We start from the raw sequence: 26,731 nt of genomic DNA on the forward strand, positions 1-26,731 counted from the left end.
GGGCCGCCGGCGGGGCGGCCCGGGCGAAGGGGCTCGAGCGTGGCGGTACGACGAGGTACGGCGCACCTGCGACGGGAGTGGTCGCGGTGCTGAGCGTGCGCGGGCTGTCGGTGCGCTACGGGCGCTCGGTGCGGGCCCTCGAGGACGTGGACGTCGAGGTCCGCGACGGCGTGCTCGCGGTGCTCGGGGGCAACGGAGCGGGGAAGTCGACCCTGCTGCGAACCGTCTCCGGCACCGTGCGGATGCACGGAGGCGCGGTCACCGCGGGCGAGGTCCTCGTCGACGGCACCCGGGTGGACCGGATGGACCCGGCCGCGGTGGTGCGCCGCGGGGTGGTCGCGGTGCCGGAGGGCCGGCAGGTGTTCGCCCGGATGACGGTGGAGGAGAACCTGCGCGCGGGCGGGCTGGGCGCCCGCTCGGCGGCTGTCCGCGCAGCCGCGCGCGAGCGGGTGCACGAGCTCTTCCCCGTGCTCGTGGAGCGGGCGCGGCAGCGCGCGGGCCTGCTGTCCGGTGGCGAGCAGCAGATGCTGGCGATCGGCAGGGCCCTGATGTCCGGGCCGAAGCTGCTCCTGCTCGACGAGCCGTCGCTCGGCCTCGCGCCGCAGATGGTGGCGCGGATCGGGGCGATCATCAGCGAGATCCACGCCCAGGGCACGGCGGTCGTGCTCGTGGAGCAGAACGCGACGATGGCGCTGCAGGTGGCCGACCACGCCGTGGCGCTGGAAGTCGGTCGCGTCGCGCTGGCCGGTCCGGCCTCGGAGCTGGCGGCCAGCGACGAGGTGCAGCGGCTCTACCTCGGCGGGCACGCCGAGTCGGCCGAGCAGGCGGCGGCCGAGGCGCGCGAGGCGGAGCGTCAGCTGTCCGGACGCACCCTCGCGAGGTGGACGGCATGAAGGCGGACACCGCGCGTGCGGACGCCGAGTCGCTGACCGACCGCGCCGACGTCCCCGAGCTGCGCGTCGAGGGGGTGAGCCTGCGCTTCGCCGGCGTCACCGCCCTCGACGACGTGTCGTTCACCGTGCGCCCCGGCACCGTCCACGCGCTCATCGGCCCGAACGGCGCGGGCAAGTCGAGCTGCTTCAACGTGATCTGCGGGGTCTACCGGCCGACGGCGGGCCGGGTCCGGCTCGGCGACACGGTCCTGACCGGGATGCGCCCGCACCGCCTCGCCCGGCTCGGCGTGGGCCGCTCCTTCCAGAACATCGCCCTGTCGCAGCACTCGACCGTGCTGGACAACGTCATGCTCGGCCGCCACACGCTCACCCGTGGCGGGTTCCTGTCGGGCGGCCTGCGGTTGCCGTGGGTCGCCCGGCAGGAACGGGTGCACGTAGGGCGGGCGGAGGAGATCTGCGAGTTCCTCGGAATCGCCGACCGACTGCACACGCCAGTCGCGGCCCTGCCCTACGGCGTGGCGAAGCTCGTGGACGTGGCGCGCGCCCTGGCCGTCGAACCGCGGGTGCTGCTGCTGGACGAGCCGGTCGCCGGGCTCAACGCCGTGGAGACCGCGGTGATGGCGAGCACCATCCGCGCCCTGCGCGACGCGCTGGGCATCTCGGTGCTGCTCGTCGAGCACGACATGGGGCTCGTCATGGGCATCGCCGACCGGGTCAGCGTGCTCGACTTCGGCCGCCTCATCGCCGACGGCGAGCCTGCGGCCGTGCAGCGCGACCCCGAAGTGGTCCGCGCCTACCTCGGGGCGGCCGACGAGCAGGAGCCCCGATGAACACGTTCGTCCAGCTCCTCGTGAACGGCCTGGGCAAGGGCGCGGTGTACGCGCTGCTCGCGCTGGGCTTCGTCGTCATCTTCAAGGCCACCGAGGTGATCAACTTCGCGCACGGGTCGTTGGCCCTGATCGGCGGCTACCTCATCGCGGTCACCGTCGACACCCTCGGCTTCCCGCTCGCTGCCCTGCTCGGAGTGGTGGGCGCGGGGCTGGCCGCGCTGCTGATCGAGCGGCTGCTGCTCTCGCGCAGCCGCTTCGCCACCCCCGACAGCCTCGCGCTGCTCACGATCGGCATCGACGTCGTGGTCGTCGAGGACATCTTCCGCAGGCTCGGCACGACCGTGCCCTACCTGGGAGCGCCGTGGGACGCCCGGCCGATCCAGCTCGGCGGCGTCACGCTGTTCAGCACCCAACTGGTGGCGCTGGTCGTCGGGCTGGTGCTGATCACGGCGTTCTTCCTGGCGTTCCGCTTCACGAACTGGGGCATCGCGATGCGGGCCCAGGCGGAGAACCGCGAGGCCGCGGCGCTCATGGGCATCCGCAGCTCGCGCGTCACGGCCACGGCGTGGCTGGTGGCCGGGGTGCTCGCGGGGGTGGCCGTGATGTTCATCGTCACCCAGGACTTCTCCGGCACCGGGCTCTCCCGCACCACGCACGCCATCGCGTTCGCCGCGTTCCCGGCCGCGATCATCGGCGGGCTCGACTCGACGGCGGGGGCGGTCGTCGGCGGGGTCGTCGTCGGTCTGACGCAGGCGCTCACCGAGGTGTACGTGTCCATCCCGTTCGCGAAGGTGGCCGTCTTCCTGGTGATGCTCATCGTGCTGGTCGTGCGGCCCGCAGGGCTCTTCGGCACGAGGGAGCTCAGCCGTGTCTGAGGTGATCACGGCGGTGCGCGCGCCCGCGGCCCCGGCACCCCGATCGCGGCGCGGGTCGGCGCTGCGGGCCCTCGCGTGGGCGGCGTTGCTGCTCGTCCTGCTCGTGCTCCCGCTCTACGTCGGGCCGGGCCTGCTGTCGGCGGGCCAGTACGTCATGGTCGGTGCCGTCGGAGCGATCGGGCTGACGCTCGTGATCGGCCAGGCGGGGCTGCTCTCGCTCGCCCACGCGTTCTTCCTGCTCGTCGGCGGCACGTCCTACGCGGTGCTGGCAGGCGAGACCGAGCAGGCCGGCAGCGAGTACATCGTCGGGCTGGGCCTGCCGCCGCTGCTCGCGCTGGTCGGCGCGGTCGTGATCTCCGCGCTGGCCGGGTTGGCGTTCGCGCCGGTGGCGGGCCGCCTCAAGGGCATCTACCTGGGGGTGGCCTCGCTCGCACTGGTGTTCCTCGGCTTCTACCTGGGGCAGGCCCTGCCGATGCTCACCGGCGGCGCCGCGAGCGGGCGCAACCCCGAGCCGTTCTCGCTGTTCGGCTTCTCGTTCAGCAACGAGGGCTACCTCGCCGTGCTCGGCGTGCCGTTCCGGCAGTCGGAGCGGCTCTGGTACCTGTTCCTCGCGTTCACCGTGATCGCGTTCGTGCTGGCGCGCGGGGCCGTGCGCAGCCGGGTGGGCCGCGCGTGGCGAGGGGTGCGCGACAACGAGGCCGCTGCCGCCGTGATGGGCGTCAACGTGCTGCGGGCCAAGGCGGGAGCCTTCGCCGTGAGCGCCGCGTACGCCGGCCTGTCCGGGGTGATGGTCACGCTCTGGCTGGGCCTGCTCAAGCCCGACGAGAGCGAGTTCGGCACGTACGGGCTCAACACCTCCATCGCGTTCCTCGCGATGGCGATCATCGGCGGGCTGGGCTCGATCGCCGGCGCGGTGGTGGGCGCCCTGATCGTCTACGGCACACCGCAGGTGCTCACGCTGTTCGCCGACGAGCTCGGACTCGGCGACACGCTCGCCGGGCTCTCCCCGAACGTCATCAGCCTGTACGTCTACGGCCTCGCCGTGATCCTCGTGGTGCTCTTCGAGCCGGGCGGGCTGGCGGCGATCGGCCGTCGCATCGCGGGGTTCGCGACGCGCCGGCTCCATCCCGACGGGACCGCGGCAACGGCGCCGCGGTCGGCACCCCCAGGAGAGGACCGATCATGACTCTACGGCGGACTTGGCGCCGCGCCTGCGTTCCCGCGGCGATCGCCGTGGCGCTGGTGCTGGCGGGCTGCAGCACGCGGGCGCCCGAGCCGGGAGCGGGCGGTGGGGCGGGCGAGGTCGCCACCGACGTCGGCGTGAGCGCCGACACCGTCACCCTCGGGGTGCTGACCGACACGTCCGGGCCGTTCCGCAACCTCGGCACCGGTATCACCCAGGGCAACCAGCTGTGGGCCGACGAGCTGAACGCCCGCGGCGGCGTCTGCGGCCGGCGCATCGCGCTGGAGATCGCCGACAGCGGCTACAAGGCCGACACGGCCACCACGGTGTACCGGCAGCAGCAGCCCAACGTGCTCGGCTACCTGCAGCTGCTCGGTTCCCCGATCAACGCGGCACTGCGTGGCAACCTGGAGACCGACGAGGTGACCTCGCTGGCGCTGTCCTGGTCGTCGTTCATCCTCGACAATCCCTACCAGATCATCCCCGGCACCACCTACGACCTGGAGATGATCAACGGGCTCGCCTACATGCAGCAGCAGGGCCTGATCGCCGACGGCGACACGCTCGGCCACATCTACATCGGCGGGGAGTACGGGGACAACGGGTTCCTCGGCGCGCAGTACTACGCGCAGCAGCACGGGATGACCCTGCAGCCGGCGAAGATCGCCGCCACCGACACCGACATGACGAACATCGTCACCGGCTTCCAGGGCGCGGGCGTCAAGGCGATCCTGCTGACCACCTCGCCCGCCCAGACCGCGTCCGCGCTCAACGCCGCCAACGCGCTCGGCCTGAACGTGCCGGTGCTGGGCAACAACCCGGTGTTCGACCCGGCCACGAACCTCGCCGGGCCTGCCGCGGCATCCGTCGGCAACCTCTACGTGGTCGCCAGCAGCGTCCCGTACTCCGCGGACGTGCCGAAGGCCAAGGAGGTGCAGGAGGCGTTCGAGGCGAAGAACCCGGACGCGGGCAAGAACTACGGCGTGCCGTACGGGTACGCGGGCGGACTGATCTGGGAGCAGATCCTCGTGCGGGCCTGCGAGAACGGCGACCTCACCCGCAAGGGTGTGCACGACGCGTTCCTGGCGAGCCAGGGCATCACCACCGAGGATCTCGTGGCGAGCGAGCTCGACTTCTCGAAGGCCGGGTCCCCGCCGAGCCGGTCGGTCTACATCGCCCAGGCCGACCCGGCCCAGGAAGGTGGGCTGCGCCAGGTCGTCCCGCCGTTCACGGCGCCGGAGGCCGAGTCGTACAAGGCGCCGCACGAGCAGGGGGCCTGACCCGGATCAGGGTCGGATCCGGGGGTGAGCCGGGGACGGACCCGGAGGCGGCGGGCCGCTGGAGGCGAGAGGGTCGAGGCATGGACTCGACGACCGAACAGGCCACCACCCGCCTCACCAAGGACGCTCCCGACCCGGCACTCCCCGGCGACGCGGGCGTGCCGCCCTACCTGGCGCCCGTGCCGGAGCCTGCGGCCGAGCCGAAGTTCCGGCTGCGCCGCAGCCGGACCGACCGCATGATCGGTGGGGTCTGCGGCGGGCTCGCGGAGAGCCTCGGCGTGGACGCGGCCGTGATCCGCATCGGGCTCGTCACCCTCACCGTGCTCGGTTTCGGCACGGGCATCGTCATCTACGCCGCGATCTGGATGCTGGCCCCGGAGACCGACGAGCCGTGAGCCACGCCTCAGTGCTCGTTGGCGGAGCCGCGCACCTGGCGGCGCTGTTCGGCGTGGCGGAAGGTCTCGAAGCCGATCAGCGCGCTGAGCACGACCGCGAGCACGGCCAGGGTGACCAGCGCAGGCAGCATCGCCACGACGGGGATCAGGGCGAGCAGGACCACCACGACGACCAGCCGCTCGATGTTGAGTGACCCGGTGAGGCAGCGCTTGAAGCCGACGTGGCCCAGCAGGTACAGCACGGCACCGCCGTAGAGGGCCACGAGCGGGATGCCGTAGATCGGGTCGGCGACCGTGTGGCCGTCCTCGCCGCCGACGTAGTTCAGCACCTTCTTCAGGCCGAGGGCCATGAGGACGATGCCGGCGACCATCGGCAGGTGCAGGAACGTGTAGCCGGCGCGGGCGAGCCGGATCTGCCGCTCGCCGTCGGCGGCGGACAGGGCCCGTTCGGCGATCAGCGCTGTGACGTCGAAGTACGCCCACCACAGGGCGCCCGACACCACGAGCCCGAGCACGGACGCCGCGATGATCGGCCAGGAGATCGGCAGGTGGGCCACGCCCACCCCGATCGCCACGATCGACTCGCCGAGCGCCACGATGACGATCAGGCCGTACCGCTCGGCGAAGTGGGGCGCCGAGCCCATCCGCCACTTGGAGCCGGACGCGAGCGTGCCGAGGTAGTCGCCCGCGAGCGCGGCGAACCAGAGCACCGTCTGCGTGGTGCCGGTGGTCTGGGACGCGATCAGCAGCAGGATCGTGCCGGCGAGCATCGAGGGCAGGAAGCGCAGGATCTGGCCGCGCAGCTGCTGGTCGTCCCGGCTGGCCACCCAGAACAGCGCGACGTGCACAGCTCGGACGAGGAAGTAGCAACAGGCGAACACCATCGGCCCCTGCAGACCGCCCGGCAGATCGTCGAACGCCTCCGGGATCGTGATGGCCTGGACGAACATGGCCGCCATCGCGGCGAACAGCCCGAGGCGCATGGCCCCCTGCTCGGCCCGCACCAGGCTGGACAGCCACGAGTAGCCGATCCAGCACCACCACAGCACGGTGATGGCCAGCACGCCGCGCAGGACGTCGACGGGGCGCGCGTGCTCGGCCATGAACTCGGTGACCTGCGTGAGCGCGAACACGAACACGAGGTCGAAGAACAGCTCGAGCGGCGTGACCGACTCGCGTTCCTCGACGGTCTCGAGACGCCGTCCCCGACGCGGTGTGCTCATGTCGCAGATCGTGCACCAGGGGAGGCGTCGTCACCAGGGGGATCGCCCGACGCGGGACAGTTCGCCATGCGAATTTTCGGTAGGATTTCGGCATGGCCGAACCGGGCGATGAGATCGGAGTCGTCGGGGCGCTGGTGCGCTCCGCGTTCCTGGTGAACGCCGTCTACGCCGAGTCCGGCCGGGAGCACGGCCTCACTCCGCAGCAGGGGCAGCTGCTGTGCGTGCTGATGGGAAAGCCGTACGGCATGGGCGAGCTGGGTGCCACGCTGGGCCTCGCCAAGTCCAGCCTGACGGGGCTGGTGGACCGCACCGAGCGCAACGGCCTGGTCCGGCGGGAGCCGGATCCGCAGGACATGCGGGCGGTGCGGGTGGCGCTCACCCCGCAGGGCAGGCGGCTCGCCGAGGAGTTCTACGTCGAGACGTGCAAGCGGGTCGAGAAGCTGCCTGCAGCGCTCAGCGCCGCCGAGCGCGACACCCTCGCCGACCTGCTCGGCCGCATCATCGTGGACAACAAGGTCCCGATGGTCTTCCTGGAGGCGTGACCCGGGCCACGGTGTAGTTCGTGCCACGAATCAATATAGTTCGTGGCACGAACTTCTCGATCGGTCTGGAGTGTGAGTCATGAGTCCTACCGTGGTCGTCGTCGGCGGCGGGTATGGGGGCTCGGCGGTCGCCAAGGCACTGGACGTCGAGGCGGACGTCGTCCTCATCGATCCCCGGGACGCGTTCGTCCACTCGGCAGGGTCACTGCGAGCCCTTGCCCGGCCCGACTGGGCGCACAACATCTTCTTCCCCTACGACACCCTGCTCGCGCGGGGAACCGTGATCCGCGACCGTGCGGTCTCGGTGGATCCCCGCGGTGTCGAGCTGGCCTCGGGAAGGCGGGTCGAGGCGGACTACCTGGTCCTGGCCACGGGTTCCAGCTACGCCCACCCGGGCAAGCCCGGTGTTGAATCCACGGGCGAGGCGCTCGACGACCTCCGCAGGACCCACAAGGAACTGGTCGGCGCGGAGCGCGTGCTGATCGCGGGCGCCGGGCCGGTCGGCCTGGAACTGGCCGGGGAGATCAAGGCGGAATGGCCGCACAAGCAGGTCACGGTCATCGACCCGAACGAACGGCTCCTCTCCGCCTTCCGGCCGGAGATGCGCGAGGACCTCCACCGCCAGCTCCACGAGCTGGACATCCGGCTGCGGCTCGGCACGCTGCTCACCGCGCCACCGCCGCCGGAGCCCGGCCAGGCCGAGACGTTCACCGTCACCACCACCGATGGCGACCAGCTCATGGCCGACATCTGGTTCCGCGCCCACGGCGTGCACATCAACAGCGAACACCTCGCCGACGGCAGGCTCACGACGCGCACGCCACGGGGACAGGTCCGGGTCGACGAGAACCTCGCCGTCCACGGGTACGGCCACGTCTACGCGATCGGCGACATCACCGACGTCAGCGAGGCGAAGATGGCCCGCCACGCGATGCAGCACGCCGAGGTGGTGGCGCAGAACATCACCGCTCAGCTGCGCGGCGAGCAGCCCACCGCCACCTATGAGCCGGCTCCCGACCCGGTGATCCTCCTCCCGCTCGGCCCGCGTCGCGGTGTCGGCCAGCTGCCCACACCGGACGGTCCGGTGGCGGCCCCGGCGACGACGGTCGCCGAGTACAAGGGCGCCGACCTGGGCGTCGGCAAGTTCGCCGCGCTGTTCGGCACCGCACGAGAGGAGAAGGCCGATGCCTGACCACGAGGTCGTCTTCGGCTTCGGCGCCCACAGCACGGTGGAGGAAGGGCCGGAGCTGCTGCACATGGTGCAGCAGGCCGACCGGGACGGGCTCGACCTCTTCTCCCTGTCGGACCACCCGTACCTCGGCGGTCGCCTCGACGCCTACGCCGCCGTCGGGTTCCTCCTCGGCGGCACCCAGCGCATCGCGGGCTTCGCCAACGTCACCAACCTGCCGCTGCGTCCCGCTCCGATGCTCGCGCGGACGGTCACGTCGCTCTCGGCGCTCTCCGGCGGCCGCGTCGTGCTCGGGATGGGCGCCGGAGGACTCTGGGACCGGATCTCCGACATGGGTGTGCCGCGGCTCGCGCCCGACGAGGCCGTGAAGGCCTTCGAGGAGGCGATCGTCCTGATCAGGAAGCTGTCGGGAGGCGGGCCTGCGGTCACCTTCGAGGGCCGGTACCACCGGGTCGACCGGATCGAGCCGGCACCGGCGGCGGCCCCGCCCGTGTGGACCGGGTCGGTCGGCCCGAAGTCCCTCGCCGCCACCGGACGCGTCGCCGACGGCTGGCTGCCAGGACACGCGGCCGACTGGCTCAGCGAGCGCTACCGGTCGTCGCGGCCGGTGATCGACGACGCGGCCGCCGCGGTCGGCCGCGATCCCCGCGAGGTCCGCACGATCTTCAACTTCCCCGGGCGGATCACCGACCGGCCGCTCCCCGCCACGCGCGACGGCGATGGCCGCTGGGTCGGCGGCTCGACGGAGCAGTGGGTCGAGGAGCTGACCGGAGCGGTGCTGGAGCACGGCGCGTCGGGTTTCATGCTCTTCTCGCCGAGCGGGGGCACCCCGGACGCCACATCGCTCGCCCGCTGGGCCCGGGACATCGTGCCCGCGGTGCGCGAGGCGGTCGCGCTCACGGGTGCAGCGTCGCGCCCTTGAGCACCTTGTCCACGGCGTTGCGGGGCCCGTGCACCGCCAGCCCGACCAGCTTCAGATCGTCGCAGGCGACGGCCCGGACGGCGGCCCGGTTCGCCTCGTCGTGGCCGGTCGTGAACATCTCCTCGGTGTAGACGGCGGTCGGCAGCCCGCGGCGCACAGCCCGCTCGTGGGCGGCAGCCATCACGTCGGAGCCGCCGGTGAAGACGAGCACCGGCTGGCGGAACATCGGCGTGTACAACGTGCCGTCCGCGTCGGTGTAGGGCTCGCCGAGCAGCTCGGTGTTGGCAGCGATCCCGCTGGCCAGGAACGCGGTCACGTTCAGCCGCTGCCAGACCTGCAGGTCGTCCCGCAGCAACACGGCGATCTTGGTGTCGAAACGCACGTCCCGAGCGTGCCCGCCCGCGCCGTGCCCGGTCTTGTACGTTCTTCACGTGCCTGCCGTGCGGGCGTGGGCTCCGCGGGTGCCCGGGATAGCGGAGGTCTTCCACGCGTGGTTCACCGATCACGCGTACCCCGAGCACACCCACGACACCTGGACGTTGCTCGTCGTCGACGAGGGCGCGATCCGCTACGACCTCGACCGGCACGAGCACGGCGCCCTGCGCCCCGGCGTCACGCTGCTGCCGCCGAACATCGCGCACACCGGGCGCTCTGCCACACCGCACGGCTTCCGCAAGCGGGTGCTCTACCTGGACGCCGAGGTCCTCGACACCGCGCTCACCGGGCGCGCCGTCGATGCGCCCGCGCTCGCCGACCCCCTGCTGCGCACGCGCGTCCACCAGCTGCACCGCGTCCTGGAGACACCCGGGGCCGGGCTGGAGGCAGAGAGCCGCCTCGCCCTGATCGGTGACCGGATCCGGCAGCACCTGCGGGCGCCCGTGCCGCCACCCGCGCCCGACCGGCTGGCCGCCGACCTGCGCGACCTGCTCAACGCCCGCATGGTGGAGGGGCTGGTCCTGCGCGATGCCGCCGCTCAGCTGCACACCCACCCGGCGCACCTGGTGCGCACGTTCACGCGAACGTACGGGCTGCCGCCGCACCGGTACCTCGTCGGGCGGCGGGTCGAGGCTGCCCGCCGCAGGCTGCTCACCGGCGAGCCCGTGGCGCAGGTGGCCGCCGGTGTCGGCTTCCACGACCAGGCGCACCTGCACCGGCACTTCACGCGGCTGGTCGGGACGACGCCCGGCCGCTACGCCCGCGGCGCCTGAGCGTCGAGCGGCGGTGTGCTCTCCCGCAGCACGACCTTCCCGCGCACCCGGCGCACCCGCGGTTGCTCGGCCGGCTCCTGCAGCACCATCTCCAACGCGCCCGCGCCGAGCTCCTCCAGCGGCAGGCGCACGGTGGTGAGGGCGGGGGTGACATCCCGCAGGGGGGCGATGTCGTCGAAGCCGGCCACCGCCATCCCGGACGGCAGCGCCACCCCGCGGTCGCGGAGCGCGGCCATCGCCCCCACCGCCATCACGTCGTTGACCGCGAAGACGCACGTGGCGTCCGTGCCGCGCTCGAGCAGCTCGTTCATCGCCGCGTAGCCGCCGTCGCGGGTGAACCCGCCGTACACGACGTCGTCGGCGTCGATCCGCACCCCCGCGCGGGCGGCACCCTCGCGGAACCCGGCGCTGCGGTCACGAGCCGTCAGGAGGTCGGACCGTCCGGCGAGCACCGCGAACCGCCGGTGGCCGAGCCCGCAGAGCGCCTCGGCCAGCGCCCGGGCCCCACCCCGGTTCTCCACCACCACCGTGTCGGCCGGGATCTTGCGCTGGCTGACGAACGCCACGCGCCCGCCTGCCTGCTCGAACGCGCGCACCTCTGCGCCCAGCCGGTCGAGCAGGCCGCGGTCCTGCACCCGGCTCCCGACGATGATCACGGCTCGCGCGCGCTGCCCCCGCAGGGCCGCGAGGTAGTCGAGCTCGCGCTCCTCCCGCCCGAACGTGCACGCCATCGTGACCACGAGCTGCTCCTCCTCGGCGGCCCGGATCGCCCCGGCCGCGATGGAGGAGAAGTACGGATCGGCCACGTCGCTGAGCACGAGCCCCACGATGTTCGTGCGGCCCCGCGCCATGGCCTGCGCCTGGGCGTTGGCCGAGTAGTGCAGCGCGTCCGCCGCGGCGAGCACGCGCTCCTGCAGGTCGGGCCGCACCCTCCGGGTGCTGCCGTTGAGCGCTCTCGACGCCGTGGCCAGCGAGACGCCCGCCGCCTTGGCGACGTCGAGCAGGGTGACCGACGCGCCGGGAATCCGATCGCCGCGCTCCCTCATCTCGGGCCTCCCTCCCTGGGGGTACACCGGGTGGGACCGCCGGACGCCACGCTGGTGTCGACGCGACCCGACCGGGTCCGCGTCGCGCGAGCCTACCCCGCCCACGCGCTGCAGGAATGCGCATTCCCCCGATGGGCGTCAGACCGGCTCGCGGTTGCAGCAAAGCCGGTTCGCAGACGCTCCGGGCCCGTGATCAGGAGGGCCGGACGCGGAACCGATCCCGCCCGCAACGCCGCAGGGGCGGCACCCGGTGCGGGTGCCGCCCCTGCGGGACGTGCGGGTACTGCTGGGGCGGACTCAGAAGTCCATGCCGCCCATGCCGCCCGACGGGTCGCCGCCGGCCGGAGCCGGGTTCTTCTCCGGCTTGTCGGCGATGACGGCCTCGGTGGTGAGGAACAGCGCCGCGATGGAGGCGGCGTTCTGCAGGGCCGAGCGGGTGACCTTGGCGGGGTCGATGATGCCGGCCTTGATCAGGTCCTTGTACTCGCCGGTGGCCGCGTCCAGGCCCTCGCCGGCGTTGAGGCCGCGGACCTTCTCCGCGACGACGCCGCCCTCGAGGCCGGCGTTGACCGCGATCTGCTTGAGCGGGGCCTCCAGCGCGACCTTGACGATGTTCGCGCCGGTGGCCTCGTCACCGTCCAGGCCCAGGCCCTCGAACAGACCCGCGCCGGCCTGGATCAGGGCGACGCCGCCGCCGGCGACGATGCCCTCCTCGACCGCGGCCTTGGCGTTGCGCACCGCGTCCTCGATGCGGTGCTTGCGCTCCTTGAGCTCGACCTCGGTGGCCGCGCCTGCCTTGATGACCGCGACGCCGCCGGCCAGCTTGGCCAGCCGCTCCTGCAGCTTCTCGCGGTCGTAGTCGGAGTCGGTGCGTTCGATCTCGGAGCGGATCTGGTTGACCCGCCCGGCGATCTGGTCGGCGTCGCCGGAGCCGTCGACGATGGTGGTCTCGTCCTTGGTGACCACGACCTTGCGGGCGCGGCCGAGCAGGCCCAGGTCGGCGTTCTCCAGCTTGAGGCCGACCTTCTCCGAGATCACCTCGCCACCGGTGAGGATGGCCATGTCGGTCAGCATCGCCTCGCGACGGTCACCGAAGCCCGGTGCCTTGACGGCGACGGACTTGAAGGTGCCGCGGATCTTGTTGACGACCAGGGTGGCCAGGGCCTCGCCCTCGACGTCCTCGGCGATGATCGCCAGCGGCTTGCCGGTCTGCATGACCTTCTCCAGCAGCGGGAGCAGGTCCTTGACCGTGGAGATCTTGCCCGAGACGAGGAGGATGTACGGGTCCTCGAGCTCGGCCTCCATGCGCTCGGCGTCGGTGACGAAGTAGGGCGAGATGTAGCCCTTGTCGAAGCGCATGCCCTCGGTGAGCTCCAGCTCCAGCCCGAAGGTCTGCGACTCCTCGACGGTGATGACGCCTTCCTTGCCGACCTTGTCCATCGCCTCGGCGATCAGCTCGCCGATGGTGGCGTCGGCCGCGGAGATCGACGCGGTGGCCGCGATCTGCTCCTTGGTCTCGACCTCCTTGGCGGACTTGAGCAGCGCCTCGGAGACGGCCTCGACGGCCTTCTCGATGCCCCGCTTCAGCGCCATGGGGTTCGCGCCGGCGGCGACGTTGCGCAGCCCCTCGCGGACGAGGGCCTGGGCCAGCACGGTGGCGGTGGTGGTGCCGTCACCGGCGATGTCGTCGGTCTTCTTGGCGACCTCCTTGACCAGCTCGGCCCCGATCTTCTCCCAGGGGTCCTCGAGCTCGATCTCCTTGGCGATCGACACACCATCGTTGGTGATGGTGGGCGCGCCCCACTTCTTCTCCAGCACGACGTTGCGGCCGCGCGGGCCCAGCGTCACCTTCACGGCATCGGCGAGGGTGTTCATGCCACGCTCGAGCCCGCGGCGCGCCTCCTCGTCGAACGCGATCTGCTTCGCCATGGGGGTGTAGTCCTCCGATTGGGATGACCCGAAAGTCTCGTGTCGAGCGCGCGCCCGCGACGGACGATCGACAACCCTGCGCCGATCTCACCCGCCCGACGATTGGCACTCTACCGTCCCGAGTGCCAGTTCCGGTTCTAGCACTCGTGGCATACGAGTGCAAGCGACCCGGCCGGAGGCTCCCGGTGGAGACGGGTCGGGGGGACCGGCTGCTCGCCGATCCCCCCGATACGCCGTGGAGCGTCGCCGCCCTACCCGATCCGACGGACGGCGTCGGCCTGGCTGCGCCCGTCGCGACCGGCCGTCGTCTCGAACTCGACGCGGTCGCCCTCGTCCAGGGTGCGGAAACCCTCGGACTGGATCGCGCTGTAGTGCACGAAGACGTCCGGCCCGCCGTCGGTGGCGATGAAGCCGAAGCCCTTCTCCGCGTTGAACCACTTGACCGTGCCCTGGGCCACGGCACCTCCATGTTGCAGTACTGCGCGTGCAGTTGTGCTAACCGAGCCATCTCGGGCGGCCTGGTGCCACCGACCATGCCGCCGGGATGACTCGCTGACGTGGCCGACGCTACCCCAGATCGCCCCTCTCGTCCGGGACGAGCGAGCGGGGTCCGGCACGATGTCCCCCGTGGCGAGCTCCCCGAGAAGTGTCGACGAGCACCGCGCGGTCGTCGCCGCGCTGCTGACCCCGATGCCGGCCGAAGACGTCCCGGTCGGGCAGGCCCGGGGGCGGGTGCTGGCGGCCGATGTCGTGGCGGGCGTCGCGCTCCCCTCGTTCGACAACTCGGCGATGGACGGCTACGCCGTACGGGCCGCCGAAGTGGCGGGCGCTCCCGTGGAGCTGCCGGTGGAGGCGGACATCCCGGCGGGCCGCACGGACGTCCCCCCGCTGCGCCCCGGCACGACCCACCGGATCATGACCGGGGCGCCGGTGCCTGCCGGCGCGGACGCCGTCGTCCCCGTCGAGCAGACGGACGGTGGTCTCGACCGCGTGCGGCTCTCGGCCGCGCCCGCCCCGGGCGCGCACATCCGGCGCGCGGGAGAGGACGTGCGGGCGGGCGAGGTCGTGCTGAGCGCCGGCACGGTGCTGGGGGCGCCGCAGGTCGGCGTGGCCGCGGCCGTCGGCTGCGAGACCGTCCCGGTCCGGCGCAGGCCCCGCGTGCTCGTGCTCTCCACCGGGTCGGAGCTCGTCGCCCCCGGCACGCCCCTGCGGCCCGGGCAGATCTACGAGTCGAACGGGCCGATGCTCGCCGCCGCGGTCGAGGACGCAGGCGGCAGCGCGGAGCTGCTGCGCTTCGTCCCCGACGACGTCGAGCAGTTCCTCGGGCGCCTCCGTGAACGGCTCGCCGACGGCAGCGTCGACCTCCTGCTCACGTCGGGCGGGGTGAGCGCAGGCGCCTACGAGGTCGTGAAGGACGCCTTCACCGGCCGCGGCGTCGAGTTCGTGAAGGTCGCGATGCAGCCCGGCGGCCCCCAGGGCGCCGGACGCCTGGCCGAGCTGGGCGGCGTCGGTGTGGTGACGCTGCCCGGCAACCCCGTCAGCTCGCACGTGTCGTTCGAGGTGTTCGTCCGGCCCGCGCTGCGGGCCGCGCTCGGGCACCCGCATCCCCGCCGACCGGTCGTGACGGCCACGCTGGGTGAGCGCTGGAGCTCGCCCGCGGGGCGCAGGCAGTTCCGGCGAGGCGTCCTCGATGCGGTGAACGGCACCGTCCGGGAGCTCGGCGGGCCGGCGTCGCACCTGCTCGGCGCGCTCGCCCGGGCCGAGTGCTTCGTCGTCGTGCCCGAGGACGTCACGGATCTGCCGGAGGGATCGCGTGTCGAGACATGGTTGCTGGACGGGTGATGGCCCAGTAGATTGTGGTGCGGATCACAAACGAAGCAGGCAACGATCGAAGCTTGCGGAGCGTCTTACTGGTGAGCGTTCGGCCGATCGGTGCACATCACGGGGTTCCTCACCCTGTGACCTGGACGATTGAACGGGGGCTCGGGGATAATTCGGGAGTGGACCGGGTAACCGGGCCACAACGCACTGGACCTACCGCCCGTCGCTGGGGAGCGGACGAGCGGTTCCACGGCCGGGGTCGTCGTCTCGGGGGATGGCGGCCCCGGCCCTTTGCGTTGCCCGGTTCCTGCCCACGTCACCGCGAGTTCGCGGAACGTGACCACATCGGCAGGCGCCCACCTTCCCTGGCGTACCGTAGCCGCCGCCACCGCGGCCCGACGGGGTCGCCACGCCGGAGGAGCCGATCCGCTTCCATGCACGACCCGAGGCCACCTGTCGATGCCGCGTCCGCCCTGCCCAGCGAGCGGCCTCAGGAGGCCCGCGAGCGCGCCGGAGCGCAGCGGAGGCAATCAGGCGCAGCGTTGTCGCTGCCGCACGTCGCCGGGCTGATCCGGGCCACCATCCCGCCCATGCACCCCGGCGGGCGCCCGCTCGTCGCGGCGGTTGCGGGCGCGGCCGCCGCCGTCCGGGTAGCGACGGGTCGAGGCGCCGTCGCGGGCCTGCTCGCCACCGCGGCCACCGCCCTGTTCTTCCGCAATCCCCGCCGGGTGCGTCCCCCGCTCACCGGGGTCGTGCTCGCCGCGGCCGACGGCACGGTGGCCACGGTCTCGGACGTCCCGCCCCCCGCCGAACTGGACCTTCCACCGGAACCCGCGCCGCGCGTCAGCGTCTTCCTGTCCGTTCTGGACGTGCACGTGCAGCGGGTGCCGGTCGACGGCAGGGTGCTCGACGTGTCCTACCGGCCCGGCACCTTCCTCTCCGCCGACCTCGACAAGGCCAGTGAGGACAACGAGCGCAACGCCGTGCTGTTCGAGACGACGGACGGCACGCGGCTCGGTGTCGTCCAGATCGCAGGGCTGCTCGCACGCCGCATCGTCTGCGACATCGGCCCCGGCGACGAGGTCGCCGCCGGCGAGACGTTCGGGCTCATCCGCTTCGGTTCGCGCGTCGACGTCTACCTGCCGCCCGGATCGCGCGTCACGGTCGCGCCGGGGCAGCGCACGATCGGCGGCGAGACGGTGCTGGCCGAACTCCCCAGGAGCGTCAGATGACCGCCCCCAACTACCGCGCGGGAGTGCGGCTGTTGCCGAACGCCGTCACCGTCCTCGCGCTGTGCTCCGGCCTGTCGGCGGTGTACTTCGCGCTCAGCGGACGGTTCGAGCTGTGCGTCGCCGCCGTCGGGGCCGCCGCGCTGTGCGACGCGCTGGACGGCAGGCTCGCCCGCCTCCTCGACGCCACCACCCGGATCGGGGCCGAGCTCGACTCGCTCGCCGACCTCGTCTCGTTCGGCGTCGCGCCCGCGCTCGTCCTCTACATCTGGGGGCTGGAGGGCAATCAGTACGGCTGGATCGTCGCGCTCGTCTTCGCCGTCTGCATGATGCTGCGGCTCGCCCGCTTCAACACGCTCCTCGACGTCGAGGACGAGTTCCCGTTCACGCGGGAGTTCTTCGTCGGCGTGCCCGCGCCCGCCGCCGCCATGTCGGCCGGGATCCCGCTCTACGTCACGCTGCACTTCGGGCCCGGCTGGTGGTCGGCTCCACCGCTGGTGGCCGGGTGGGCGCTCGTCATCGCGGCGCTCATGGTGAGCCGACTGCCCACCTTGTCGTTCAAGAGCGTCCGGGTGTCACCGAACTACATCGCGCCGCTGCTGGTGCTCGTCGCGATCGCCGCGGCCGTGCTCATCACCGTGCCGTTCCTCGGGCTGGGCATCGTGGCGCTGGTCTACCTCGGCTCGATCCCCTACACGGCGCACCGGCACCACTGGCTCACCCGGCACCCGGAGGCATGGGGTGTGCCGGTCAGGGAGCGGCGGGCGATCGCGCGGGCTGCGCGCTCGGCCCGGCGGCTCGGGCTCCGGTCGCCGCTCCGGCACCGCGTGGCCGGGCGGGCCAGCGCCGTCGCCCGCGCCATGCGCCGGTTCGGCGACGACCCGGCAGGCGTCATGCAACGCGCCGCCCGCCCCGGCAACGGGCGCGCGCCCGGGCCCGCGGCCCAGCCGGGGCGCAGCCGCCTGCGCCTCGGCCTCCGCCGCGCCCGCCGCCGCTGAAACGCACCGGCGCCCCGTGATCGGCGGTTCGGCGCGACAACGGTCATATGAAGGTGTCGCCGAATCCGGGCGCCGAGGTGGTCTGGGCGGCGGGGACGATGGCGCTGCTTGACCAGGCGGTGTGGGCGGGCATGATCAATGCTTCGGTGCGAAGACGGCCGAATACGGCCAGGAACGCGCCAAACCACCGATCTCGGGTCAGGCGAGGGTGGCAGCACCGGCGACGGCCCTCACGATCGGCGCGAGATGCGCCTCAGCGCCCCCACGCGGGCGGCGGTGCTCATCTCGGAATGATCACCACCTTGCCGAAGAGGCGCGCTTCATTCGGCAACACCCTCGTATCCGGCCGTTCTCGTACCGACTGCCGATCAAGGGCCTACCGACCGTCATGAACTCCGGCTGCAACTACTACAGCAGCCCGGCCTCGCTCGCCTTGCCGATCGCCTCCACGCGGTTGCGGGCGCCCAGCTTGTGCAGCGCCGACTGCAGGTACGTCTTCACGGTGTTGCGGGTCAGGCCGGTGGTCTCGGCGATCTCCGGGTTGGTGCGGCCCTGCGCGGCGAGGCGCAGCACCTCGTACTCGCGCCGGGTCAGCCCGCTGCGGGCCAGCGCGGACCGGCCGGGGGGCTCGTCGGGCACCATCCGCGGATCGCACACGCGCTCGCCGCGCAGCACGCGGCGCAACGCCGCCACGAGGTCGGTGACGGCGGCGTCCTTGAGCAACGCGCCGTGCGCGCCCGCGTCGAGGGCGGCCTGCACCCCGTGGTGGTCGCCGTGGGCGGTGAAGACAACCACCCGAGCCGCGGGCACCGCTGCCCGCAACCCGGACACCACCTCGGGCGCGAGCATGTCGGGCAGTCGCAGGTCGAGCAGCACCAGATCGGGACGCAGCGCGGCGGCCCGCTCGAGCGCCGCCCGCCCGCTCTCCGCCGACCCGACGACGACCAGCGCCGGCTCGTTCCGCAGCAGCAGCGCGACGCCGTCGCGGACGACCGGGTGGTCGTCCACCACCATGACGCGGGCCGGGGTCATCGGGGCGGTCCGGGCACCAGTAGCCGCAGGGTCGTGCCTCCGTCCTCGTCGTGCACGAGACTCGCCCGGCCGCCGAGCCGGGACGCCTTGTCCGCCAGCAGCCGGACGCCCAGCCCGGTGCCGTCGCCCGGTTCCTCGCCGCCGTCCGCCCGGCGCACGGCACCGTCGTCGGCCACCGCGACCTGCACCCCACCGTCGACCTCGCCGAGGCTGACCACGACGGCGGCGGCCTCGGCGTGCTTCTCGACGTTGAGCAGGCCCTCCCGCACCGCGCTGATCAGCAACGTCGTCCGCTCGGCGTCCAGCGGGGGAACCTGCCCCAGCTGGATGAACCTCGCCGGCACGCCGGTGCGCGCCTCGAAGCTGCGGCAGTGCTCGGCGATCTCGATCGGCAGCGCACGCTCGGGACTCGACTCGGCGAGTGCCAGTAGCGCCTCGCGCAGCGCGAGCGACGCCGCCGAGATGTCGGACTCGAGGCGCCCCAGCCGGGAACGCAGGATCGGGTTGTCCGGCAGCGTCGAGCGCAGGTCGCGGACCTGGGCACCGATCGAGAACAGCATGGCGCCGACCGAGTCGTGCAGCGCCGCCTGCATCCGCTGCCGTTCCGCCGCCACGGCAGTTGCCTGGACCAGCGCGGCCCGGTCCGCGAGGCGCAGCGCACGGGCCGCGTCGGCCGCCACCGCCTGCACGGCGCGGACGGCATCGTCACCGAACTGGCCGGGTCCGCGCAGGGCCGCGTACGCGACGGCGACCGTGCGGGTGCTCCCTGGCCGGTCCTCCAGGATCGGGACCGCGAGCATCGCGGACATGTCCTCACGGCTCACGAGCCCGTCGAACTGGTGGGTGATGGTGCGCGCGGTGACGTAGTCACTGACCCGCACCGGGCGACCCAGGGCCAGCACCCGGCCGCCGACACCCTGCCCGATCGGCACGGCGAGGTCCTGCAGGGAGTCGGTGCGGTTGCCGGCCAGCCACCTGATGACGGCCTGTGAGGTGCCCTCGACCTCGGCGACGAACCCCGCGTCGGCCCCGGCGGCCTCGCGGATCAGCCGTGCGGTGCCGTGCAGCGCCAGCACCCGGTCGAGCACCGACAGCAGCCCGTCGCGCTCGGCGAGCAGCGTGTTGAGCAGGTGCTCCTGCCCGAGGACCCGCTCCGCCGCGGCTTCCCCACTCGACGCCATCCGCGGACGATGACACAGGTCACGAGCCTGCGACAGCCCCGAATGCAGAGGGTGCGCAGAGCTTCTCCGAGTGGGCCGTCACGAGCGGCGCTGCCTGCCCCGGCCGTGCACCCGGTGCGTCCGGGCGTGCGTCTCGGCGTCGGTCGCCGGTGGCGGCTCGGGAGCAGGGGGCACCTGACGGTCCCGCTCGCGGATCATCCGGCCGATGAGCACGCCGACGACCGCGGCGACGGCCAGCCAGACCGCCGCCACGACCATGATCCAGCCGAGTGTGCTGATGACCGCTCCCTGGTCGCGGGCGCCGCCAGTGTCCTACCTGCCCAGAGCTCGTGCACAGCGAGGACACCGGGACGGGTGACAGAAATACGCCGGCTCGCCCGTTCAGCTCACATCGGGCACAGCGGGTCCGAGCAGGTCGTCGGCGTCGACGATCCGGTAGGCGTAGCCCTGCTCCGCGAGGAAGCGCTGCCGGTGCGCGGCGTAGTCGGTGTCGAGGGTGTCGCGCGAGACGACCGAGTAGAAGTGGGCCTGCCGGCCGTCGGCCTTGGGCCGCAGCAGCCTGCCGAGCCGCTGCGCCTCCTCCTGGCGGGAGCCGAACGTGCCGGAGACCTGGATGGCGACGCTGGCCTCGGGCAGGTCGATGGAGAAGTTGGCCACCTTGCTCACCACCAGCACCGGGAGCTCTCCCCGGCGGAAGGAGTCGTACAGCGCCTCCCGCTCGCGGTTCTTCGTGGACCCCTGGATCACGGGGGCGTCCAGCACCTGCCCCAGCTCGTCCAGCTGTTCGAGGTACGCCCCGATGACGAGCGCCGGCTCGCCGGGATGGCGCCCGAGGATGCCCTTCACGACGGCGAGCTTCGTGTGCGCCGTGGAGGCCACCCGGTAGCGCTCCTCCGCCTCGGCGACCGCGTAGCCCATCCGCTCGTTGTCGGTGAGCGTGACGCGCACCTCGGTGCACTCGGCCGGGGCGATCCAGCCCTGCTGCTCGATGTCGCGCCACGGCGCGTCGTAGCGCTTCGGGCCGATGAGGGAGAAGACGTCGCCCTCGCGGCCGTCCTCGCGGACGAGGGTGGCGGTGAGGCCGAGGCGCCGCCGCGACTGCAGGTCGGCCGTCATCCGGAAGACCGGCGCCGGCAGCAGGTGCACCTCGTCGTAGATGATCAGGCCCCAGTCCCGCGAGTCGAACAGGTCGAGGTGCTTGTACTCGCCCTTGCTCTTGCGGGTCATCACCTGGTAGGTCGCGATCGTGACCGGGCGGATCTCCTTGCGCTCGCCCGAGTACTCGCCGATCTCGTCCTCGGTGAGGCTGGTGCGCGCCACCAGCTCGCGCTTCCACTGGCGGCCCGCCACGGTGTTCGTCACCAGGATCAGCGTGGTGGCCTGGGCCTGCGCCATCGCCGCCGCACCCACGAGCGTCTTGCCGGCCCCGCACGGCAGCACCACCACGCCGGAGCCGCCCGCCCAGAAGCCCTCGACGGCCTCGCGCTGGTAACTGCGCAGCGACCAGCCGTCCTCGGCCAGCGCGATGGGGTGCGCCTCCCCGTCGACGTAGCCCGCGAGGTCCTCGGCGGGCCAGCCGATCTTGAGCAGCGCCTGCTTGAGGTGCCCGCGCTCGGAGGGGTGCACGGCGACGGTGTCGTCGTCGATGCGGTTGCCCAGCAGCGGGGCGATCTTCTTCTGGCGGAGCACCTCCTCCAGCACCGCGCGGTCGAGCGCGACCATCACGAGCCCGTGCACCGGCGAGTTGGTGAGCTGCAGGCGCCCGTAGCGGCCCATCGTGTCGACGACGTCGACGAGCAGCGGCTGCGGGACGGCGTACCGCGAGTAGCGGACGAGCGCGTCGACCACCTGCTCGGCGTCGTGGCCCGCGGCGCGGGCGTTCCACAGGGCGAGGGGGGTGACGCGGTAGGTGTGGACGTGCTCAGGCGCGCGCTCGAGCTCGGCGAACGGCGCGATCGCGGCGCGCGCTGCCGGGGCGTCGGGGTGGTCGACCTCGAGCAGCAACGTCTTGTCGGACTGGACGATGAGCGGCCCGTCGGTCATGATCGGTGCGTACTCCTTGCAGGCGAATGGAGCCCCGAGAGACGCTACACAGCGTGCTTGGTAGGTCCATTCGGGGGAACGAATCGGCGATGCCGACCTCGACGGATGGGGGCCCTCTGAGCTCGGGCTATACTTCCCGGGCTCTGTCCGAGAGCGCACGTGTGCCACCGCGATCGTACCGGGTCCGGGAGGTCAACGCCCTTCCCCAGAGGGCGCGTGTCGGATCGGAGCGCGCACGACGCGGGCCGGGACACCCGACCGGTTCGCCCCCGACCGAAGGCGCGACGGATCGACCCGATGCTCTTGTTGCCCGGGCATCACGCCCGTACCCGGCCACCCACCGACCAGGGGCCGCAGCTCGTCCGGCTCGCACTCGCGAATAGTTGCGTGTGCGTGCCAGAGTGCGGCAGATCGTCGCCGGCAATCCTCAGGGGGACGTTGACGTGACCAGCACCGAGACCAGGCAGTCCTGGTCCGAGCGGCTGAACCCGCGTAACTGGACGCTGACGGCCAAGCTGGTGGTGGTCGGGATAGTTCCCGCACTGCTCGCTCTGGCCCTCGGCATCCTGCGCGTCTCCGACCAGGCAGGGGCTGCCGCCGAGCTCGGGCAGAGCACCGAACTGGTCGAGGTGCAGCAGCGGGTGGCCGGCACCGCGGACGCCCTCCGCCAGGAACGGGACGAGGCAACGCTCTTCGTGGCGGGCGGGCGCCAGGGTGACCGCGGCGTCCTCGAGATCGGCTTCAACCAGAGCGAGGCCGAGGCCGAGGAGATGCTCGCCGCGCTGGAGGGCGCCCCCGGGCTCGAGCCCACCAGCCTCTCGGCCCTGGCCCAGACCAAGGGACAGATCGGCCAGCTGCAGAACCTGCGCGCCGACGTCACCGACAACCCGAGCATCGGCAGCAGGCAGATCCTCGACCGCTACAGCGAGGTGATCACGAGCCTCGACGTCCTCGACCGCGCCCTGCTGCGCGAGGTGCGCACCCCGGGCACCGCGGGCCTCGCCGACGCGCTCAACGCGGTCAAGGCCGCAGGCGAGCAGCTCGCCGTGCAGCACACGATCCTCGGTGCGGCCATCCGCTCGGGCAGCCTGCCGCCCGCCGACGCCACCGAGGTCGGCACCGACACCGAGCTCGAGGGGGCGTTCCGCGACTACCAGGCCGCGCTCACGGCCGAGCAGTTCGTCCGGTTCGGCAACTTCCTCGACGACGCGGCCAACGCCCAGCGCGAGCGGCTCGAGGCGACCATCGTCGGCACGCCACCGGACCGGCCGATCACCGTCCCGTCGTACGAGTGGGACACCGCCTACAACGGCTCCCGCGCCGCGGTCGAACGCTCCGGCGACCTGCTGCGCAACGAGCTGGTGGCGGCGAGCGTCGCGGCCGAGGAGGAGGCCAGCAACCTCGCCGGCGTCAACGCCGTGGTCCTGATGCTGGGCCTCCTGGCCGGTATCGCGGTGGCGGTGCTCCTCGCCCGCGCCCTGATCCGTTCGCTGCGGGTGCTGCGCTCGTCCGCCCTCGACGTCGCCGAGCGGCGGCTGCCGGAGGCCGTCGAGCGCATGCGCGCCGGGCACGCCCCGGACGTCACCGTCGACCCGGTGCCCCTCGTCGGGCGCGACGAGGTCGGCCAGGTGGCCCGCGCGTTCGACGCGGTGCACGGGCAGGCCGTCCGCCTCGCGGCCGAGCAGGCCGCCCTGCAGGCGGGGGTCAGCGCGATGTTCGTCAACCTCTCCCGCCGCAGCCAGGCGCTCGTCGAACGCCAGCTGCAGCTGATCGAGCAGCTGGAGAGCAACGAGCAGGACTCCGACCAGCTGGCGAACCTCTTCCAGCTCGACCACCTCGCCACCCGTATGCGGCGCAACAGCGAGAACCTGCTGGTCCTCGCCGGCACCGACCTCGCCAAGCGCAACATCGCGCCGGTGCCGATGGTCGACGTGCTCCGGGCCGCGGTGTCGGAGGTCGAGTCCTACCAGCGGATCGTCGTGCAGACCCCGCCCACCGCCACGGTCGCCGGGCGCGCGGCCTCCGACGTCGTGCACCTGCTGGCCGAGCTGCTGGACAACGCCACCAACTTCTCCCCGCCCGACTCGCAGGTGGTCATGAGCACCGCTCGCGCCAGCGACGGGTCGATCGTGGTCGAGATCGCCGACCGCGGCGTCGGCATGGCCGAGCACGAGCTGGCCGACGCCAACCAGCGCCTCGGCGGGCCGTCGTCGGTGGACGTGTCGGCGTCGCGGCGGATGGGCCTGTTCGTGGTCGGCCGCCTCGCCACCCGCCACGGCATCGGCGTCCGCCTGAGCTCGTCGGCGGGCGGCCAGGGATCCGGCCTCACCGCTTCGGTCACCGTTCCGGCGCACCTCATCCCGTCCATCGAGCCGGTCGAGCTGAGCCGCACCGCGAGCCTCCCCCTCGTCGCGGGCGCTGGGGGCGGGCGTCCCGCGGTGCCGCCGCAGCGCGGTGTCAACGGCACTGGGCGCAGCGGTGGGCTCTCTGCGCTGATCGCCGGCACCGACGGCACCGCCAACCCCACGGGTGTCTTCGACGCGCCGGTGGGCGGCGACGGGCAGCTGTTCACCCCGCCGCCCGGCGGCCCGGTCGGCAACCAGCCGCCGGCCCTGCCCAGCAGGCGCCCGGGATCCACCCTCCGCCCCGGCGGCCCGTCCGGACCTCCCGAGGGTGGCGACCGCTCCGAGCGCGGCGGTACCGAACCCCCCGAGGAGCAGGCTCGCGAGGTCGCCGCGCAGGCCCGTCGCGACCAGGAGGCCGCGGCACGGGCCGCGGCCGCCCGCGCGGAGGAGGCGGCCGCCGCGATGCCCGAGCAGGGCAGCGCCGAGCCCCGCAACGGCCACGCCGTCGGCCTCGCCGGCGGCTCGGACCCGGGCGCAGACCAGGGCACGGACCAGGACACGGACCGATCGGCCACCGGCGCGGAGCACGACCCGCAGTCCGGGAAGCCGGTGAACGGGCAGGCCGTGCCGCCCGTCGCGCCCCCCACCCCCTCCGGCCTGCCGCGGCGCACGCCCGGCCGGCCCGGGCTGCCGTCGTGGCCCGCGGCGGAGCAGACCCCGTCCCAGCAGGAGCAGCAGCGAGCGGCGCAGCAGCAGTCGGCGCAGCAGCAGCCGGCCGCCGAGCCCGACCCCGCCCCGCCGGCAGCCACCCAGCCGCCTTCCGCCCAGCCGCCTGCCACGCGGTCCCGGCAGGCGCCGCCGTCCCGGCAGCCGGAGCGGGAGCGGCGGGCCGCGGCCGACTGGGCCGGGCCGTCGCAGGGTGAGCAGGAGAAGGCGGAGCAGCCGTTCGCGGGTCAGCAGCGCAGCAGCGAGGGCGCTGCCGCGGTGTCCCCGCCCACGATGCCCATGCCCGTGGTGCGCCGCGCGTCGGCGGAGCCGCAGCAGCCCGCGACGCAGCAGCCCGAGGCCCGGTCCACCGAATCGCAGGCGACAGCGCAGGAGCAGGCGGAGGAGGAGTCTGCACCGCGGCAGCCGGACCACCAGCAGCCCGCGGCGCAGGCGCCGGCCCCGCAGCCGGCTCCCCGGCCCACGCCGCGGCCGACACCGCGGCCGTTCTCCCAGGCCGGCGCCGCGCCGGCCCAGGAGCAGGCCCCGGCGGCCGAGTCGGCACCGCAGGCGTCGGATGCCGACACGCTCTTCGCGCCCAGCGTGCCGGTCATCTCCGAAGCTCCCATTCCCGGTATCGGCAGCCGGCCGGCCACCGGGTTCGATCTCGGGGAGACCACCCCGATCTTCGAGGAGATCGCGTCGGCGTGGTTCCGCTCGAACCGGCAGATCCCGGTCGAGTACGAGCAGCAGAACGGCACCGCGCGGGCCGAGGCCGGGCCGAGTGCATCGCCGCCCGCTGCCCCGTCGCCCGCTGCACCGCCTGCCGCTCCGCCGCCTGCTGCACCGCCTGCCGCCCGGCCGCCTGCGGCTCCGCCGCCCGCGGCGCCGCGGCCGACTCCGCGGCCCGCGCCGTCCCCGCGGCCCGCTCCGGCTCCGGTCCCGGCACCGCCGCCCACCGCGGAGGTTCCGATCACGCCGGCGCCCGAGCCGCAGCAGCCACAGCCGCAGCAGCAGCCACAGCCGCCCGCCGAGCACGAGTTCGCGAGCATGGCCGACGAGGGATGGCGGGCTGCCAGCGGCGCGCTCGAGGAGCGTCCTGACGAGCTCACGGCGGCCGGGTTGCCGAAGCGTCGGCCGCGTGCGCGACTGGTGCCCGGCAGTGCAGGATCTTCGGTACTGGCACCGCCGGCAGGTTCCACTCGCAGCGCGGAGAGCATCCGTGGCCGTCTCGCGAGCTACCAGCAGGGCGTTCGCCAGGGTCGCGAGAGCAGGGGTCGCGGCGCTCAGCAGCACAACGGTGGTACGGGTCCCGCCAATGCGGGTGGTAATCACGACGAGGAGTCCTCATGACGGTGCCACAGGTCCAGCCGAGCCGGTTCGGATGGCTGGTCACGAACTTCGCGGAGCGTGTGCCCGGCGTGGCCCACGCCATCGTCGTGTCCGCAGACGGTCTGCTGCTCACGGCATCCGACCGGCTCCCGCGCGACCGCGCCGATCAGCTCGCCGCGGTTGCGTCGGGTCTGGTCAGCCTCACCCAGGGCGCGGCGCGTTGCTTCGACGCTGGCGGTGTGGTCCAGACGGTCGTCGAGATGGATCGCGGCATCGTGCTCCTGATGTCGATCAGCGACGGTTCCTGCCTCGCGGTGCTGGCGTCACCGAGTTGTGACATCGGCCTGATCGGATACGAGATGACGCTGCTGGTCGACAGGGTCGGTCAGCTGCTCACCCCCGAGCTGCGCGCCGAACTGCAGGGAACGTTCGGCCGCTGAGCGGTCACCGCCCGGTCCACCACACACCGCAGCCATCGATCGGCAGGAAGCAGGTGAACGTCCCGTGAGCGAGCTTGCGAGCGAACCATT

The 26,731-nt window shown here is 73.0% G+C and carries 24 protein-coding genes; 15 read left to right on the forward strand and 9 right to left on the reverse strand.

Translation table 11 applies throughout. From position 1 onward, the window contains the following. The first annotated feature begins 86 nt into the window (after nucleotides 1-86). The 6 genes from FHX44_RS19180 (at nucleotide 87) to FHX44_RS43320 (ending at nucleotide 5,456) form a co-directional block, all read left to right on the forward strand. On the forward strand, nucleotides 87-893 hold the full coding sequence (locus tag FHX44_RS19180) for an ABC transporter ATP-binding protein (RefSeq protein ID WP_147257047.1): 807 nt from the start codon (nucleotides 87-89) through the stop codon (nucleotides 891-893). After that, nucleotides 890-1,723, forward strand: coding sequence for an ABC transporter ATP-binding protein (locus FHX44_RS19185; RefSeq protein ID WP_147257048.1), 834 nt, complete (start codon nucleotides 890-892; stop codon nucleotides 1,721-1,723). The genes FHX44_RS19180 and FHX44_RS19185 overlap by 4 nt, the downstream gene beginning before the upstream one ends. Next, on the forward strand, nucleotides 1,720-2,598 hold the full coding sequence (locus tag FHX44_RS19190; RefSeq protein ID WP_147257049.1) for a branched-chain amino acid ABC transporter permease: 879 nt from the start codon (nucleotides 1,720-1,722) through the stop codon (nucleotides 2,596-2,598). Before FHX44_RS19185 ends, FHX44_RS19190 begins: the two co-directional genes overlap by 4 nt. Beyond that, nucleotides 2,591-3,784 (forward strand): branched-chain amino acid ABC transporter permease, encoded by a 1,194-nt coding sequence (locus tag FHX44_RS19195; protein WP_147257050.1) that lies wholly within the window; start codon nucleotides 2,591-2,593, stop codon nucleotides 3,782-3,784. Before FHX44_RS19190 ends, FHX44_RS19195 begins: the two co-directional genes overlap by 8 nt. Then, nucleotides 3,781-5,061, forward strand: a complete 1,281-nt coding sequence (locus FHX44_RS19200) for an ABC transporter substrate-binding protein (protein ID WP_147257051.1) — start codon at nucleotides 3,781-3,783, stop codon at nucleotides 5,059-5,061. The genes FHX44_RS19195 and FHX44_RS19200 overlap by 4 nt, the downstream gene beginning before the upstream one ends. 80 nt (nucleotides 5,062-5,141) lie before the next feature. Further along, nucleotides 5,142-5,456 carry a PspC domain-containing protein gene (locus FHX44_RS43320; protein WP_147257052.1) on the forward strand — a complete coding sequence of 105 codons (315 nt, stop codon included), beginning with the start codon at nucleotides 5,142-5,144 and terminating at the stop codon, nucleotides 5,454-5,456. Nucleotides 5,457-5,464: 8 nt separating this feature from the next. Here FHX44_RS43320 and FHX44_RS19210 read toward each other — a convergent pair whose 3' ends face one another. After that, complete coding sequence (locus tag FHX44_RS19210; RefSeq protein ID WP_147257053.1) at nucleotides 5,465-6,679, reverse strand: low temperature requirement protein A; 1,215 nt, start codon at nucleotides 6,677-6,679, stop codon at nucleotides 5,465-5,467. A 92-nt stretch (nucleotides 6,680-6,771) separates the two neighbouring features. Between FHX44_RS19210 and FHX44_RS19215 the strand changes: the two genes are divergently transcribed. The 3 genes from FHX44_RS19215 to FHX44_RS19225 all read left to right on the forward strand — a co-directional run bounded on the left by FHX44_RS19215 (nucleotide 6,772) and on the right by FHX44_RS19225 (nucleotide 9,332). Beyond that, nucleotides 6,772-7,221, forward strand: a complete 450-nt coding sequence (locus tag FHX44_RS19215; RefSeq protein WP_212612552.1) for a MarR family winged helix-turn-helix transcriptional regulator — start codon at nucleotides 6,772-6,774, stop codon at nucleotides 7,219-7,221. A 79-nt stretch (nucleotides 7,222-7,300) separates the two neighbouring features. Further along, nucleotides 7,301-8,413, forward strand: a complete 1,113-nt coding sequence (locus FHX44_RS19220; protein WP_147257054.1) for an NAD(P)/FAD-dependent oxidoreductase — start codon at nucleotides 7,301-7,303, stop codon at nucleotides 8,411-8,413. Further along, nucleotides 8,406-9,332 carry an LLM class flavin-dependent oxidoreductase gene (locus FHX44_RS19225; RefSeq protein ID WP_147257055.1) on the forward strand — a complete coding sequence of 309 codons (927 nt, stop codon included), beginning with the start codon at nucleotides 8,406-8,408 and terminating at the stop codon, nucleotides 9,330-9,332. The genes FHX44_RS19220 and FHX44_RS19225 overlap by 8 nt, the downstream gene beginning before the upstream one ends. On the opposite strand, the gene FHX44_RS19230 is transcribed toward FHX44_RS19225, so the two are convergent. Next, nucleotides 9,307-9,714 carry a DUF2000 family protein gene (locus FHX44_RS19230; protein ID WP_147257056.1) on the reverse strand — a complete coding sequence of 136 codons (408 nt, stop codon included), beginning with the start codon at nucleotides 9,712-9,714 and terminating at the stop codon, nucleotides 9,307-9,309. The two genes, FHX44_RS19225 and FHX44_RS19230, sit on opposite strands and share 26 nt — an antisense overlap. A 49-nt stretch (nucleotides 9,715-9,763) precedes the next feature. Here FHX44_RS19230 and FHX44_RS19235 point away from each other — a divergent pair, with 49 nt between their 5' ends. Then, nucleotides 9,764-10,540: a helix-turn-helix transcriptional regulator gene (locus FHX44_RS19235; protein ID WP_147257057.1), complete on the forward strand. Its 777-nt coding sequence runs from the start codon at nucleotides 9,764-9,766 to the stop codon at nucleotides 10,538-10,540. Here FHX44_RS19235 and FHX44_RS19240 read toward each other — a convergent pair. The 3 genes from FHX44_RS19240 to FHX44_RS19250 all read right to left on the reverse strand — a co-directional run bounded on the left by FHX44_RS19240 (nucleotide 10,522) and on the right by FHX44_RS19250 (nucleotide 13,973). Beyond that, the gene (locus tag FHX44_RS19240) at nucleotides 10,522-11,586 is read right to left on the reverse strand and encodes a LacI family DNA-binding transcriptional regulator (RefSeq protein ID WP_147257058.1); all 1,065 of its coding nucleotides are present in this window, start codon (nucleotides 11,584-11,586) and stop codon (nucleotides 10,522-10,524) included. The genes FHX44_RS19235 and FHX44_RS19240 overlap by 19 nt on opposite strands. A 297-nt stretch (nucleotides 11,587-11,883) precedes the next feature. Continuing rightward, a complete protein-coding gene (gene groL, locus FHX44_RS19245) occupies nucleotides 11,884-13,515 on the reverse strand; it encodes a chaperonin GroEL (RefSeq protein ID WP_147257059.1) in 1,632 nt (543 codons plus the stop codon). 251 nt (nucleotides 13,516-13,766) lie between these two features. Further along, on the reverse strand, nucleotides 13,767-13,973 hold the full coding sequence (locus FHX44_RS19250) for a cold-shock protein (RefSeq protein WP_147257060.1): 207 nt from the start codon (nucleotides 13,971-13,973) through the stop codon (nucleotides 13,767-13,769). Nucleotides 13,974-14,133: 160 nt separating this feature from the next. Here FHX44_RS19250 and moeA point away from each other — a divergent pair, with 160 nt between their 5' ends. The 3 genes from moeA (at nucleotide 14,134) to FHX44_RS19265 (ending at nucleotide 17,563) form a co-directional block, all read left to right on the forward strand. Further along, a complete protein-coding gene (gene moeA / locus FHX44_RS19255; RefSeq protein WP_147257061.1) occupies nucleotides 14,134-15,357 on the forward strand; it encodes a molybdopterin molybdotransferase MoeA in 1,224 nt (407 codons plus the stop codon). Between the two features lie 413 nt (nucleotides 15,358-15,770). Then, a complete protein-coding gene (locus tag FHX44_RS19260; protein ID WP_147257062.1) occupies nucleotides 15,771-16,568 on the forward strand; it encodes a phosphatidylserine decarboxylase in 798 nt (265 codons plus the stop codon). Beyond that, nucleotides 16,565-17,563 (forward strand): CDP-alcohol phosphatidyltransferase family protein, encoded by a 999-nt coding sequence (locus FHX44_RS19265; RefSeq protein ID WP_147257063.1) that lies wholly within the window; start codon nucleotides 16,565-16,567, stop codon nucleotides 17,561-17,563. The genes FHX44_RS19260 and FHX44_RS19265 overlap by 4 nt, the downstream gene beginning before the upstream one ends. A gap of 408 nt (nucleotides 17,564-17,971) precedes the next feature. Here the strand turns inward: FHX44_RS19265 and FHX44_RS19270 are convergent, their stop codons facing one another. The 4 genes from FHX44_RS19270 to FHX44_RS19285 form a co-directional block, all read right to left on the reverse strand. After that, nucleotides 17,972-18,595 carry a response regulator gene (locus FHX44_RS19270; RefSeq protein WP_147257064.1) on the reverse strand — a complete coding sequence of 208 codons (624 nt, stop codon included), beginning with the start codon at nucleotides 18,593-18,595 and terminating at the stop codon, nucleotides 17,972-17,974. Further along, on the reverse strand, nucleotides 18,592-19,776 hold the full coding sequence (locus FHX44_RS19275; RefSeq protein WP_147257065.1) for a GAF domain-containing sensor histidine kinase: 1,185 nt from the start codon (nucleotides 19,774-19,776) through the stop codon (nucleotides 18,592-18,594). Before FHX44_RS19275 ends, FHX44_RS19270 begins: the two co-directional genes overlap by 4 nt. A gap of 78 nt (nucleotides 19,777-19,854) precedes the next feature. After that, nucleotides 19,855-20,034, reverse strand: a complete 180-nt coding sequence (locus tag FHX44_RS19280; RefSeq protein WP_147257066.1) for a hypothetical protein — start codon at nucleotides 20,032-20,034, stop codon at nucleotides 19,855-19,857. A 123-nt stretch (nucleotides 20,035-20,157) separates the two neighbouring features. After that, entirely contained in the window at nucleotides 20,158-21,819 is a 1,662-nt protein-coding gene (locus tag FHX44_RS19285) for a DNA repair helicase XPB (protein WP_147257067.1), read from the reverse strand. 443 nt (nucleotides 21,820-22,262) lie between these two features. Between FHX44_RS19285 and FHX44_RS19290 the strand changes: the two genes are divergently transcribed. Continuing rightward, nucleotides 22,263-26,222 (forward strand): sensor histidine kinase, encoded by a 3,960-nt coding sequence (locus tag FHX44_RS19290; RefSeq protein WP_170308963.1) that lies wholly within the window; start codon nucleotides 22,263-22,265, stop codon nucleotides 26,220-26,222. Further along, nucleotides 26,219-26,641, forward strand: a complete 423-nt coding sequence (locus tag FHX44_RS19295; protein ID WP_075953485.1) for a roadblock/LC7 domain-containing protein — start codon at nucleotides 26,219-26,221, stop codon at nucleotides 26,639-26,641. Before FHX44_RS19290 ends, FHX44_RS19295 begins: the two co-directional genes overlap by 4 nt. The last annotated feature ends 90 nt before the right edge of the window (nucleotides 26,642-26,731 follow it).

This window comes from Pseudonocardia hierapolitana (assembly GCF_007994075.1).
Lineage (GTDB): Bacteria > Actinomycetota > Actinomycetes > Mycobacteriales > Pseudonocardiaceae > Pseudonocardia > Pseudonocardia hierapolitana.

Bases quoted from the DNA above. Each gene is read 5' to 3' on its own strand.
- FHX44_RS19285 (WP_147257067.1), bottom strand. From the start codon at position 21,819: ATGACCGACGGGCCGCTCATCGTCCAGTCCGACAAGACGTTGCTGCTC.
- FHX44_RS19280 (WP_147257066.1), bottom strand. From the start codon at position 20,034: ATGGTCGTGGCGGCGGTCTGGCTGGCCGTCGCCGCGGTCGTCGGCGTG.
- FHX44_RS19265 (WP_147257063.1), top strand. From the start codon at position 16,565: ATGACCGCCCCCAACTACCGCGCGGGAGTGCGGCTGTTGCCGAACGCC.
- FHX44_RS19220 (WP_147257054.1), top strand. From the start codon at position 7,301: ATGAGTCCTACCGTGGTCGTCGTCGGCGGCGGGTATGGGGGCTCGGCG.
- FHX44_RS19210 (WP_147257053.1), bottom strand. From the start codon at position 6,679: ATGAGCACACCGCGTCGGGGACGGCGTCTCGAGACCGTCGAGGAACGC.
- FHX44_RS19260 (WP_147257062.1), top strand. From the start codon at position 15,771: ATGCACGACCCGAGGCCACCTGTCGATGCCGCGTCCGCCCTGCCCAGC.
- FHX44_RS19225 (WP_147257055.1), top strand. From the start codon at position 8,406: ATGCCTGACCACGAGGTCGTCTTCGGCTTCGGCGCCCACAGCACGGTG.
- moeA (WP_147257061.1), top strand. From the start codon at position 14,134: ATGTCCCCCGTGGCGAGCTCCCCGAGAAGTGTCGACGAGCACCGCGCG.
- FHX44_RS43320 (WP_147257052.1), top strand. From the start codon at position 5,142: ATGGACTCGACGACCGAACAGGCCACCACCCGCCTCACCAAGGACGCT.
- FHX44_RS19270 (WP_147257064.1), bottom strand. From the start codon at position 18,595: ATGACCCCGGCCCGCGTCATGGTGGTGGACGACCACCCGGTCGTCCGC.
- groL (WP_147257059.1), bottom strand. From the start codon at position 13,515: ATGGCGAAGCAGATCGCGTTCGACGAGGAGGCGCGCCGCGGGCTCGAG.
- FHX44_RS19240 (WP_147257058.1), bottom strand. From the start codon at position 11,586: ATGAGGGAGCGCGGCGATCGGATTCCCGGCGCGTCGGTCACCCTGCTC.
- FHX44_RS19190 (WP_147257049.1), top strand. From the start codon at position 1,720: ATGAACACGTTCGTCCAGCTCCTCGTGAACGGCCTGGGCAAGGGCGCG.
- FHX44_RS19295 (WP_075953485.1), top strand. From the start codon at position 26,219: ATGACGGTGCCACAGGTCCAGCCGAGCCGGTTCGGATGGCTGGTCACG.
- FHX44_RS19185 (WP_147257048.1), top strand. From the start codon at position 890: ATGAAGGCGGACACCGCGCGTGCGGACGCCGAGTCGCTGACCGACCGC.
- FHX44_RS19275 (WP_147257065.1), bottom strand. From the start codon at position 19,776: ATGGCGTCGAGTGGGGAAGCCGCGGCGGAGCGGGTCCTCGGGCAGGAG.
- FHX44_RS19215 (WP_212612552.1), top strand. From the start codon at position 6,772: ATGGCCGAACCGGGCGATGAGATCGGAGTCGTCGGGGCGCTGGTGCGC.
- FHX44_RS19200 (WP_147257051.1), top strand. From the start codon at position 3,781: ATGACTCTACGGCGGACTTGGCGCCGCGCCTGCGTTCCCGCGGCGATC.